General features: G+C 67.7%; 12 protein-coding genes. 8 read left to right on the forward strand and 4 right to left on the reverse strand.

Annotated features, from left to right (window positions below; translation table 11 throughout):
* The first annotated feature begins 117 nt into the window (after positions 1–117).
* From ABZT17_RS08345 to ABZT17_RS08375, 7 genes are all read left to right on the forward strand, one after another.
* The gene (locus ABZT17_RS08345; RefSeq protein WP_356345297.1) at positions 118–1,056 is read left to right on the forward strand and encodes a hypothetical protein; all 939 of its coding nucleotides are present in this window, start codon (positions 118–120) and stop codon (positions 1,054–1,056) included.
* Between the two features lie 290 nt (positions 1,057–1,346).
* Positions 1,347–1,523 (forward strand): hypothetical protein, encoded by a 177-nt coding sequence (locus ABZT17_RS08350; protein WP_356345299.1) that lies wholly within the window; start codon positions 1,347–1,349, stop codon positions 1,521–1,523.
* 424 nt (positions 1,524–1,947) lie between these two features.
* Entirely contained in the window at positions 1,948–2,952 is a 1,005-nt protein-coding gene (locus tag ABZT17_RS08355; protein WP_356345301.1) for a DUF4331 family protein, read from the forward strand.
* 224 nt (positions 2,953–3,176) lie between these two features.
* On the forward strand, positions 3,177–3,893 hold the full coding sequence (locus ABZT17_RS08360; RefSeq protein ID WP_356345303.1) for a hypothetical protein: 717 nt from the start codon (positions 3,177–3,179) through the stop codon (positions 3,891–3,893).
* 152 nt (positions 3,894–4,045) lie between these two features.
* Positions 4,046–4,480, forward strand: coding sequence for a cytochrome c oxidase subunit 3 (locus ABZT17_RS08365; RefSeq protein WP_356345306.1), 435 nt, complete (start codon positions 4,046–4,048; stop codon positions 4,478–4,480).
* A gap of 3 nt (positions 4,481–4,483) precedes the next feature.
* Positions 4,484–4,732 carry a cytochrome C oxidase subunit IV family protein gene (locus tag ABZT17_RS08370; RefSeq protein WP_356345308.1) on the forward strand — a complete coding sequence of 83 codons (249 nt, stop codon included), beginning with the start codon at positions 4,484–4,486 and terminating at the stop codon, positions 4,730–4,732.
* Between the two features lie 427 nt (positions 4,733–5,159).
* On the forward strand, positions 5,160–6,422 hold the full coding sequence (locus tag ABZT17_RS08375; RefSeq protein WP_356345310.1) for an MFS transporter: 1,263 nt from the start codon (positions 5,160–5,162) through the stop codon (positions 6,420–6,422).
* A 1,504-nt stretch (positions 6,423–7,926) separates the two neighbouring features.
* Here the strand turns inward: ABZT17_RS08375 and ABZT17_RS08380 are convergent.
* The 3 genes from ABZT17_RS08380 to ABZT17_RS08390 all read right to left on the reverse strand — a co-directional run bounded on the left by ABZT17_RS08380 (position 7,927) and on the right by ABZT17_RS08390 (position 9,752).
* Positions 7,927–8,685 carry a type VII secretion system-associated protein gene (locus ABZT17_RS08380; RefSeq protein ID WP_356345312.1) on the reverse strand — a complete coding sequence of 253 codons (759 nt, stop codon included), beginning with the start codon at positions 8,683–8,685 and terminating at the stop codon, positions 7,927–7,929.
* Positions 8,686–8,742: 57 nt separating this feature from the next.
* Positions 8,743–9,369: a response regulator transcription factor gene (locus tag ABZT17_RS08385; protein ID WP_356345314.1), complete on the reverse strand. Its 627-nt coding sequence runs from the start codon at positions 9,367–9,369 to the stop codon at positions 8,743–8,745.
* 158 nt (positions 9,370–9,527) lie between these two features.
* Positions 9,528–9,752 (reverse strand): hypothetical protein, encoded by a 225-nt coding sequence (locus tag ABZT17_RS08390; RefSeq protein ID WP_356345316.1) that lies wholly within the window; start codon positions 9,750–9,752, stop codon positions 9,528–9,530.
* Positions 9,753–10,649: 897 nt separating this feature from the next.
* Between ABZT17_RS08390 and ABZT17_RS08395 the strand changes: the two genes are divergently transcribed.
* Positions 10,650–11,156: a hypothetical protein gene (locus ABZT17_RS08395; protein ID WP_356345318.1), complete on the forward strand. Its 507-nt coding sequence runs from the start codon at positions 10,650–10,652 to the stop codon at positions 11,154–11,156.
* Positions 11,157–11,178: 22 nt separating this feature from the next.
* On the opposite strand, the gene ABZT17_RS08400 is transcribed toward ABZT17_RS08395, so the two are convergent.
* A complete protein-coding gene (locus ABZT17_RS08400; protein ID WP_356345320.1) occupies positions 11,179–11,721 on the reverse strand; it encodes an RNA polymerase sigma factor in 543 nt (180 codons plus the stop codon).
* Positions 11,722–12,050 lie beyond the last annotated feature (329 nt).

The following is a 12,050-nucleotide window of genomic DNA, read 5'->3' on the forward strand; positions in this document are numbered from 1 at the left end:
GCACCACAATCCCGAAGGCCCGCACGGCGGGGCTGAAGTCCAAGGGCGCCGATACCGACGCCAGGCGGTAACCGCCCTCTGTCCGGCAGAGGGCCGAACATCGAGAAGGGTTTTCACATGCCGAGCACTGAATGGCACGAAGTTTTTCTGCCCGACGAGAGTACCCAGCATACGGAACAGGCCCAAGTGTTCAGTGAGCTGCAGCGTAAACGTCTGAAGAAGCATGGCCACGGCAGGGCGCTGCACCGCAATCAGGTAGCCGCTCTGAAGGCCGCCCTCGTGGTGGAAGAAGATCTTCCTGACTACGCGCGGCAGGGCATATTCGCCGCTCCCACTGTCTTCGAGGCACAGGTTCGGCTGTCCAACGGAAACTTCTCCGTCGACCGGGCCCCCGACATCCGCGGGTTCGCGATCAAGGTACTCGGGGCCTCGACGCCGTCATCCGTCGCCGTCGAGCAGAACTTCACCCTGGTCAGTCAGGAGACCTTGGCGGTCAGGGGCAGCGCGGACGTCGTTCAGATCGTCGATCTCTCCACGAGCGCGCCTGGCGCTGCGCTTTACAAGGCCGCGACGAAGCCCCAGCTCACACAGAGCGCTGTCGCGAACTTCCGCGACATGGTGAAAGCGTTCAGCGGATTCGCCACGCATGACTTCTACAGCATCATGCCCATCGCGTTCGGCGACTACGCGGCACGGCTGAAGCTGTGTGCCGCCTCGACGCAGATCAACAAAGCAGCCCGCAAAAACCTGGCCGCCGACGTCTATGCGCGACTCGAGGAGGACGACCTGGAGTTCCTTTTCCAAGCCCAGTTCTTCGAGGACGAGAGCCGTACGCCGATCGAAGACTCATCGGTCCGATGGGACGCGCCCTGGCTCACCGTGGCACGACTGCGTCTGCCTCGGCAGTCGCCGGAGAAGGCGTTCGCCGAGACCGTCGAGAAGAGCAGCTTCAATCCCTGGATCGCGGCGCCGGAGCATCGACCGCTCGGCGAATTGATGCGTGCTCGCCGAGCGGCCTATTCACTCAGCTGGCGGAACCGGGACGTCACCGCCTGACAACCTGTCTCGTGACGAGGCAGGTACGAAAGGGACGACCAGAGGGTCTGTCGGGACCCAAGATCCCATAGGCCGGCTCGGACGGATCGGTGGCGGTCCTAGAGTCCGAGTGTCCGGTCGACGGCTCGCCCTCCCGACGCCGGCGCCCGGACGCGGCCGGCTCCCGCACAGCCCCTGCCAGAGGAGCCGGCCACCGTGCACTCCCGTCTCCACCGTTCGCCTGCCCGCCTCGCGGTGCACTGCCTGCCCAGGGCGGCCCGCCCCGAAAGGAATCACCTGAACGACCGCCGGTGCCGAGGAAGACCGATGGAACCACAGCGACACGCGAGCGCTGGTCCGTCACCACCCTGGCCGCGCACGGCGGCTCGGTCTCCTCGCCGGCGCTCACCGCGATCGACCTGCCGGGGGCCGGATCCGGAGCGATCTGCGGACCGCTGTCAGTCACCCCGGGGCACGGTCCCGCGTGATCCGTCCAGGTCTCCCCGCAGGAAGGTTGATGCCGAGCCGGCATAACGGGCCATCGGATAGGCATTGGCGACGCATGATCGGCCCGGGTCAGGATGTTCGACGTGAGCCACGTCGACCTCGGCGCGTTGGCAGCGACCCGCTGCTCGGCGACGACCGTGAGCACCTGAGCACGGCGATCGCCGGGCCGGAGCGCTACGACGGCGGGCGCGCCGACGGTGGCCACGCCTGACCCCAAGCGGCTCGGCGTCAGACCTGAACGGACGCCGGACCGCGGGCCCCGCTCAACCGAACGGGCTGGCGGGCGCCGCAGCGCCCCAATGAGGTTCGAAGAACCGACCATCCCGATTGCTGTGACACAACAACTGCCGAGCCGAAGGGCATCGCCATGCCCTGTCCCGCTCAGCCCACACGAAAGGCCGATCAATGTCCCATCACCAGGATTCAGCTGCCGCAAAGCAGGACCCCCGCCTGGACATCAGCGATGTCTATCTGTTCAAGGGTCAAAGCGGCACCGTCTTCGTCATGAACACCAACCCGGTCTCGGCCGACAAGGGCTTCCACCCCGAGGCGCTGTACGAGTTCCACATCGACACCGACGACGACGCGGTGCAGGACCTGACGTTCCGGTTCGGGTTCCTCGCACCCGAACCGGACGGCCAGCAGGCTTGGGTCCTGGAGCGGCTCACCGGCGCCGAGGCCACCGACCGCAACGCCTCGGGAATTCCCGTGGCCAGCGGCAGGACTGAGGAGACGGTCACCACGACGGATGGCCTCAAGGCATTCGTCGGCCGGGCCGGTGACCCGTTCTATCTCGACGGCACTGTCATCACCGCGGTCATCACCGCGCTCCGCAGCGGCGCGCCTGTGGACCTCTCGGCGTTCGAACCGCAGCAAGCATCGAACCTCTTCGCCGGCAGCAACGTCACCGCCATCGTCCTCGAAGTACCGGACGAGTTCCTCGGATCGGGGACGATCGGTCTCTGGGCCACCACCGCGCTCGACGACCACCACGGCGGCTGGATACAGATCAACCGGTGCGCGACACCGCTCACCAGCACGCTGTTCGATGTCACCGAGGCCGGCTTCGACGACTACAACGCCACTGATCCGGGTGATGACCTCGCCAACTACGGCGACCTCGTACACCGGAAGGTCGCGGGCCTCGTGTCCGCCAACGGCACGCACTCCGACCCGGAGGGCTACGGCGCCGCGACGAGGGACATCATCTTCCCGGACGTCCTGCGCTACCAGGTGGGCACCGAAGCCGGCTTCGGTGCGAAGTCCCGCAATGGCAGGGGACTCGCCGAGTCTGCTCCCGAAGCGATGTTCGAGATCGTGCTGAACGCTCCTGTCGACATGGGCCTGGACGCCGGCGACGCGACCGGGACGCTGCGCGCCGAGTTCCCGTACCTGAGTGAACCGGCCTGACCCCGCCCGGAGATCGGCCAGACGTCAGACCCGAAGCTCGCGCCGGACAACGGGAATCCAAACTCGCCTCTCCTGTGTCCGGCGCACCCGAGCAGCCTGGCCCGGTGGTCTTCCCCAGGTCGATCGCCGGGCCAGGCAGCCCCCGTCCCACCCCCTCATGTCCTCAGGTCCGAGCAGCGAAGCCCGCTCCGTACCCGTCCCCTCCGGAACCAGGAGATTCCAGCATGTCCCGCCGAATCCTGATCGTCTGCGCGAGCTTCGGTTACCTGTTCATCGCCCTGTTCTTCGCCGCCCTGCTGATCGCCCACTGGATACCGCCGATGGCGCCCAGCTGGTCGGCGGAGCGGGTAGCCGCCTTCTACACCGACCACGCCAACTCGATCCGGGCCGGGCTCGTGGTCATGCTCGTCGGCGCAGTGGTGACCGCCCCCTTCGTCGCAGCGCTGGCGAGCCTGATCAGGCGTATCGACGCGCGGCTGGAGCCGCTGGCTGCCGTACAACTCGTGTGTGGTGCCGCGAACGTGGCCGCGATCTTCGTACCGGTCCTGATCTTCACCGCGACGGCCTACCGGCCGGACCGTTCGCCCGACATCACGATGGCGCTCAACGACCTGGGCTGGATCACCCTGGTCATGAACGCATTTCCGGCGATAGGGCAGGCCACCGTGGTCGGAGTGGCGATCCTGGCCGACAAGCGCCCCTCGCCGCTCCTGCCTCGCTGGTCCGCGTACCTGAACCTCTGGATGGCCTTCCTCTTCCTGCCGAGCATCCTGCTGACCTTCTTCAAGACCGGCCCCTTCGCCTGGAACGGCATCCTCTCGTTCTGGGTCGCGGCCGGCGCTTTCGGAGCCTGGTTCCTTGTCATGACGTACCTGATGGTGCGGGCGGCAAGCCGATTGGAGGACGACCGGGTCCCGGCCGTCCTCGAACCCGCGGCATGACCGCCACCATGGCCGAGACCGAGCACTCGGTACCTCATCGGCACCGTCATATCCCCGGTGAGCCAGGTCTTTGGATCTTCCTCCTCGGCGACATGGTCATGTTTTCGGTGTTCTTCGGGTTCATAGCCGTGCTGCATGGCAGGCAACCGAAGATGTTCCGAGCTTCTCAGCAGGCCCTCCATCCAGACCTGGGGCTGCTGAACACACTGCTCCTGCTGACCGCCTCCAGGCTGGTGGCCCGCGGACTACGGCAACTGCGAGCCGGCCGACCCGCACGGACCCTGCCATGGGCGCTTCTGTGCGCGCTCGGGTTCGCCGCGGTCAAGGGCACCGAATACGCGCTCGTGATCCACGACGGACATACACCGACCAGCAACGACTTCTTCATGTACTACTTCGTGTTCACCGGCATCCACCTGGCCCACCTGGCGATTGGGATCGGCGCACTGACGGTCCTCGTCGTCCTGTCCCGTCGGCCGGCCCTGAGCCGGGGCCAACTGCTCGTCGCCGAGGGCGCGGCCGCTTACTGGCACATGGTCGATCTGCTCTGGCTCGTCCTCTTCCCGCTCTTCTACCTGGTGGCGTGACACATGTGGGTCTTTCCGGCACTCGTCCTGGCCACGCTGTCGAGTTGGCTGCTGGGCATCGAAGGGGGTCCGTCAGGCGGTACGTCGACCGTGGTCGGCTGCGCGGTCGTGGCAATCGCGCTGATCAAGGTACGCCTGGTCGGTCTGCACTTCATGGAGCTGCGCAACGCACCGACGGCCTTGCGAGGCGCCTTCGAGGTGTACGTCGTGGCCACGGGCGCCACTCTGCTCGCGCTCTACCTGATCCTGTGAGACCCCGCACCCCAGCGCACATTCGGTGCGCGGGGCCCCAGGCGCGTTCACGTGGTGACGACCCCATTTCACTGAATTCTACCGGCGATTCGGAATTTGCCTGTCCGGCCGGCGGGTTCTCATTTCTGCAGGGCTGAATTGACGTGCGCGGGGAATCGCAATTCGACCAATGCCGATCCGGCATCAGTGACGACAGTATCGGCATTGGCGATATTCGCCGACTTCCTCAATAATTTTCCCAGTGACTCCCTTACGGAGAGGGGTCCATGAACATGTGGAGGTGAAGAAAATGAAGAAGCAGCACTCCTGGTAAAGTGATCGACCGCTCCGGCGTCCTTTTGCGTACGCCGGAGCGGTCGCACACCCCGCGCCATATCCGCCATCGCCAGAAACGGAATCCATCACCTTGCGGGCCCCACGTCCTTCGGTGCCGACGCCGTTGCGCCATTCCGCATTCAGAAAGCTCTGGTCCGCCACCACTCTGGCTGCCCTGGGCGATGCCATCTCCTCGGTGACCCTGCCGCTGGCCGCGATCGAAGTCCTGAACGCCGACGCCGTCCACAGCGCCGTCCTGTCGGCCGTGATCTGGCTCCCGAGCCTGTTCCTGGCCATACCGGTTGGCTCCTTCGCCGACCGAACGGGATATCACCGCAGGCTCATGGCCGGCGCCAACCTCCTGCGGGTTGTCATCCTGAGCAGCGTGCCGATCGCAACAGCCTTCGGCGTCCTCACGCTCACCCAGCTGGCCATCATCCTGGCCGTCATCGGCCTGTGCTCGGTACTGTCGAATGTCAGCGAGAGCGGCCTGTTCGCCACCACCCTGCCGCCCGAGCTCTACGTGGCCGGGCAAGCGGCCTCCTACACGGGTCAAACCGTTGCGATCCTGGCCGGACCTGCTGTCGGCGGATTGCTCGTCCAGCTCGCGGGGGTACCAGCAGCGGTCGGCGTGGACGCCGCCACCGCCGTCGCAGCCGCCCTGTTCCTCCTCCGGCTGCGCCCGGTTGGGCGACACCACGAGCCCGGCTCCCCGCAGAGTCGCGACCGCCGGCCCGGCTTGGCCTTCATCCGGCGAAATTCGCTGATCAGGACAGCCCTCTCGGTCACCGCCACCGGCAACTTCTTCAACATGGTCTTCCTGTCGGTGCTCGTCTGGTACTACGTCCACAAGCTGGCCTTGACCAGCGCCCAGATCGGATTCGTGTTCAGCGTGCAGGCCGTCGGTGGACTCGCCGGCGCGGCCCTGGCTTCCCGGCTCGCCCGCCGCATCGGTCTGGGTCGGATGCTCCTGGTCGGTTGCGTGCTGTCGCATGCTCCGCTCCTCGTGATCCCCGCGGTCGGGGCCACCGGTGGCCTCGTGTTCGCTCTGGTCCTGGCTTCGACACTGCTCGGCGGCGTCGGTGAATCCGTTCAGGACATCTCGGTCGGTTCGGTGTTCGCGCTCGTGGTGCCCCCTCACCTCCGGTCGCAGACACGGGGCGCCTACCAGACCGTGAGTTTCGGCCTCCGGCCGCTGGGTGCGGTCACCGGCGCCGTCCTCGCCGCGACCGCGGGAATCCCCGTGGCCCTGTGGGTCGGCGCGATCGGCGGAACACTCGCCTGCCTCTGGCTTCTTCCCTCGCGCCTGCTGTCGTTCCGCGGTCAGGACGACCCGTCCGAGCAGCCGGAAAGCGCCATCGCTCTCGCGCAATGATGCGGAAAACCCCCTGTCAACTGCTGATGCCGAAGGACGCGGCTTCATGCCGCGTCCTTCGGCGCCGTGCATCAGCCCATGTCTTCGCCGTCTCGGCCGTCGCGCTATGCCCGTTGTGGCGCCGCGCGTCGAGTCCTGCCCGCACGCACGCCCTCGACCGTCAGGCCGTCACAGCCACGACAGGGAGTGACAACCAGCGCATGCTCTCCATCCTGCGAAGGGTGGGCGCCCGCATGCGCCAGCCGAGCGAAGGCAACGTCGACGCGCTGATCCGGGTGAAGGCGTAGCCGTTCACGGCCTCGTGCCGTCACGGGGCGTCCCTTTCGGATGCCTGACCGAGGGACCGGAGCCGGTCCTGCCGAGACGCTGCAGACATGGCCACGCGGACACATGGACACGTGACCACACGGACACATGACACGCGGACACATGGCACGCGGACACATGAACCGACACATGTACACGTGGCCCCATGGACACATGGAGGTGCTGGGGGCGGGCGTCGTGGAATCGGTGTGAACGCCCGGCCGCACTGTGGGCATGTGCATCACACTCACGCCGGTGAATATGTCGCAGGTCGGTAGGGAGCCAGCGGTCCCGATCCACCGCAGGGCCTCGCACGCCGTGTTCCGCGGGCACAACCGCACGGCACTGGGTCGATGACCCTGAAATGCGCCGACAGGCCAAGTGCCGCGCGGCTTACGGGCGCCGACCGCACGTTTCCCCACGGCCACGGAGGGAATCTCCGGTCATCATCCGGCCCGTGTCGGCAGAGGAGATGCGGGAAGCAACGGGCGGGACGCCTCGCCCACCCGGCCGTGGTTGCTCACCGGCGGATGGTACGCCCGGTGCGGCGTGATCTGTCGTCGGCGCCCGGACGATGCGGCCACCGCCGGGGCCGAGAAGGGGGTGTGCGCTGGCGGAGGCCTGCCTCCTGCGACCCGAACTGCCCACCGCGGCGGCCGAGGAGGCGCATCGGGAAACGCCTTTCCCTTGTTCCTACGAGACGTTCGTGTCCGAGGCACCGCCATGCCCGTAGCCGCAACCCGTGAGACGGTCATCCGCTGGCCCATGGCCGAGGGAAACGGCAGCTACCCCGTGAGCGTCATTCTCTCGCTCCGGAGTGAGCAGACCACGCTCTTGGGGGCCCCGGTGGACCGAGGGTCTCGAACAACGTGCACGCGCGCTCCGCAGGATCTCCTCCGTGATGGTGCTCGTACCTGACCGCACGGAATCCGCGGATCTCCTGCCGGCGGGAGCCGGGTCGAGATGCCGTCAGCCCCGCGGCGGTTGGACCGCCCCGTGGCCCCTGGGGCTCGGAGCCGCCGAAGCGGAACGGGTGGACGTACCGGCCGGGCGGGGGTCGAGCAGGATGCCCTGCACTTCGACGGAGGCCGAATCAAGGGCGGTGCCGACGTGGCCGGCCGCGGACGGACGTCCAAGTCGGCTCGTAGGGGGAGCGGCGACGGCATCCGTCACCCTACGAGCCCTTCCTCGGAGGTGTTCACGCCTCCCGGCCGGCCCCCGCTGCCGACGCCTCCGTATCGGGGAGGTCCGAGACCGCGTCGGAGCCGGTGTCGGCCGCCGCCAGGTGCGCGGCGACCGCTTCCCGTAGCGGCTCGGTCTCCACGAGCAGGCTGACCGCGCCGGACGGGTTGACGTACAAGTGGTGCCCTACGGGCAGCTGGCGGAGGAGGTCGGCCACGGGGCGGACCTCTGACAGTAGCTGCCCTTCCCTTGGGAGTTGGGCGGTGGAGCTGTGGACGGGCAGTACGGGGGTGCCGTCGGGTGCGGCGCCGGTCACCGGGGTGCCGTCGGCGGTGACCCAGAAGGTGACCTCGGCCGCCGCGAGACTGTGGTGGACGTCTTCGGCCGTGCCGTAGCCGGTGCTGGCCAGCTGGATCGCGGCGTCGACGGGGTCGGTGGGGTCGGGCCAGCCCAGGGCCGCAGGGGAGGGGCGGTACTCCCTGTTCTCCTGCCACTCCTGGATGGTGCCGTCGGGGCCGGAACGCCATCTGCCGACCAAGGTCCAGGGGGGCGGCGGCCCCTCGCCCTGCCAAGCGGGGTCCGCCATGGCGATCCAGTGGTCGGGCGCGACTTCGGCTGCCTTGTGGATGTAGTCCGGTGCGTCGACGCTCTCACCGAACGGACGGCGATAGGCCGCGGACGCCGCCAGGTCGAACTCCGGGTAGCGCGACCGCGGAGTGGTCCGGTCGGTGTCCCGTGTCCGGCCGTGCTCGCGGGGCGGCTGGCTGGCATTCATGTGATCCTCGCTGCGTGGGGGTGACGCATCCGGCGGGCGTGTGGGCTTCGAGCAGGTTCATATGAGTTTGTGGCGGATGGCGTAGGAGACGGCGTGGACCCGGTTGCGCAGTCCGAGGCGGTTGATGACGCCGTAGAGGATCTTCTTGATGTTGCGTTCGGAGTAGCACATGGTGTCGGCTATCTCGGCGAGGTCGAGGCCCTGTGCGACCAGCCGGAGCACGTCGACCTCCCGGGTGCTGAGGCCGGAGGGTGTCAGGCCCTTGGGGACCAGTACGTTGCGCTGGAGGCGGTCGGCCTGGTCCAGCAGTTCGCCCTGCACGGCGGAGGGCAGCAGCGCTTGGCCGGCGGCGACTGCGAGTACGGCGCGGATCAGGGCCTGCGGCTGTGTCTCGGCACGCCAGAGCACGGCCCGTACTCCGCGCTCGGCCGCCACGGTCAGGTCGGCGTACCAGCCGTCGCTGACGACCAGCACGATCCGTGCGGGGGGCGGCATCGGCAGGCTCTGCAGGGCCTCCAGCGTGGAGTTGTCGGCGGTCTGGATCGCCACCACCACGACGTCGGCCTCCGCCACGGGGGTGAGTGTCAGCTTCGGTGCGTGGCTCAGGCCGGCCGCCAGCCCGGCGCAGGTCAGCGGGTCCGCGGCTTCCACGGCGACCGAGACCGAGCTCGGGGGAAGCTGCATGACGGCGCCGGCGTACGGCCGCGGTACCGGCCGGTGTGTCTCCTGCGGATGCCTGTTCGGCGACGGGTCGATCGCTGACGGGTCGGCCGGACGGCGGTGGTCCCTTTCTGCCAGGCGCTGCCGCGGGACCGGACGGACGGGGGCTTGCATCGGGTGGCTCATCGCTGGTCGCTTTCTGAAGTGAACGTGCCTGTGGGGTCGGCGCCCTTGGATGCAGCCGGCAGCCGTTTGGTTCGCATGAATTTTGATGTGGCCGGCCGTGCGGAGACCTGCGCCCAGAGCACCGCGAGCCCCACCACCATCCGGTCGCTGTGACTTTGCAGGTCGCGGCCGGTGAGCTTCCCGATCTGTCTGATCCGGCACAGCAGGGTGTCGTGGCTCACACGGTGGGTGGCTGCCGTGGAGACGCTGTCGAGCCGGCTCTTGGTCAGGGAGCCAAGAACCGTCGTGGGTTCGCCGTTGTCCCCGCTGCTCTGCGGGCCGAAGCCGCGACGGATCGCAGCGGCGGCGAGTTGGGGGGACTTCGCCGGGGGCAGCCGGGGTAGGAGATCCTCGGCCCGGACGCGTCCGCGCCGATGGGACGGCGATGCGACAGTGACCGGCAGACGCGGACGGGTCACAGCAGCCTCGGGATCGGCCCGTATCCGGGCGAGCGCAACGTCGCCCGCACATACGGTGTGGACATTCCACTCACTCGGTGACCCGGTGACGAACGCCCAGGTGTCGCCGTGCGGTCCCGAGTTCTTTAATGATGAATACATGACAAATTCCCCGAAGTGGATGCCTCTCGTGCCCCGGCGCGTACCAGCTGCCTTTGCCTGCCCAGCGCGCAACTCCCGTGACGGCCAAGGCCGTTCCGGGCGGGCCCCGGTCGGACCATCGTGGATCGAATGAGGGTGCCATCGCCAATGCCCATCAGTTCGATTGTGAAGCCCTTTCGGCATGTGCCGTCGTGGGCGCGGTCTTCGTGAGCCCTGAGAACCTCGACATACGCCGGGTGTGTTGTTTCGTGGCCGTGGCCGCAAAGAGCGGTTTCGTGCGGGCGGCTGTGAGCCGCTTCCACATGACCCCGCCGGCGCTCAGCTGCCGGACCGGGCGTCGGAAGCAGATCCGGGCGTGGGCCTTTTGCGGTGGGACCGCCTGACCGACGGCATGAACGGACACTGCGCGGGGTCCGCCCGTCCCCTGTCCACCGATGACGGACTGGCTCGCGGTTCTGCTGTTCCTAACGTGGCTGTCGAAGTCGCATCTACCGAACAGCAGAGGAGGACCGGACCGAGATGAGCGAGGTGGTGTTCAAGCGCGGCCCGCGCGTCGCCGGTCCCGAGATGCCCGAGGGAAACCTCGAACTCGCCGAACCCCCGGTGCTGGGCGAACCCGCGACCGCCGATGCCGGCGCGCTGCTCACCTATCTGCCGATGGGGCTCGGCGGCGCGACGATGACGCTGATGTACTCCACCGGCAGCCGCGGCACCGGCAGCTACCTCATGTCCGGGATGATGGGCGCCTCCATGATGGCCATGGGCCTGGGACAACTGGGCCGCAACGGCAGCCAGCGCAAATCCCAGATGCGGGCCGAGCGCCGCGACTACCTGCGCTACCTCGACCAGGTGCGCCGACAGGCCCGGGAGGCCGCGGTGGCCATCATCTACGACAAGGCGGGGGACGACATCTGGAACACCGGCACGAGCGGCCACCCCGGCGCGTACTTCCGCCTCGGCCACGACGGCAACGTGATGGTCGTCTACCAGGGACACGCCATCTGGAACGCCGGCACGAAGGTATGAACGGCCGCGCGCCCCGCCCGGGTCAGGCGAGCCACTGGCGCACATGGCGACGCGCGGCGCTGATACGGGACTTGACGGTGCCCAGGGGCAGCTCGGTGCGCTCGGCGATCTCCGCGTAGCTCATGCGGCATATGTCTCGGTAGATCAAGGGCGGAGCCAGCGAGGGATAGTCACGCTCGAGACGATCGAGCGCCTCCAACAGGTCGACGCGGTAGCCGGCGATCACGCTCGTGGTGCGCGGCTCCGGTGGGTACATCGCCTCGATGGACACCGGCATTTCGGTCCATCGGCGTTTCAGCTCGCGGTACTTCTGGCGAGCGCAGTTGGTGACCACGGTGTGCAACCAAGTGCTGAAGAGGCTGCGCCGCTCGAACAAAGTGATTTTCCGGGCGACTTGCAGAAGCACATCCTGCGCCGCTTCCTCGGCGTCCTGGTGGTTGGGCAGGAACCGTCCGCAGCGGCGGAGTACTTCGGGGTGGATCGCCTGCAGCAGGGTGTTCAGCGAGGTCGAATCTCCACTCGCGGCCAGGGCGGCGAGATCCTCGGCGTCAGGGGGGAGCGGCACGGGAGTACTCCGTTGTGTTCAGGGTGTCGGACGATCGGCGGAGCGAAGTACGTGTCCCCCGCATGTAAGCCGTGATCGGTGATCGCACCCTATGGGCAGATCTGTTGTACCGGTGCTCGAAGAACAGTTCGTTGTGCTGGTGTCCAAAGAATGGGGATCATGTTGGTCCTGCGCACGTTGTGCGGGGCTGTGTCGCGCGTAGAAACTGGCGCATAGGCATCTGCGGGCGTAGAACCCGGCATGCCGGACGGGCGCCCGGTGAGGTGCCCTCACCGTCTCGGCGGTGTGAGGCGGTGACCGGTACCGAGTGTCGCTGGTGGGCGGCACGA

It is taken from the genome of Streptomyces sp. NPDC005648 (assembly GCF_040605395.1).
Taxonomy (GTDB): Bacteria; Actinomycetota; Actinomycetes; order Streptomycetales; family Streptomycetaceae; genus Streptomyces.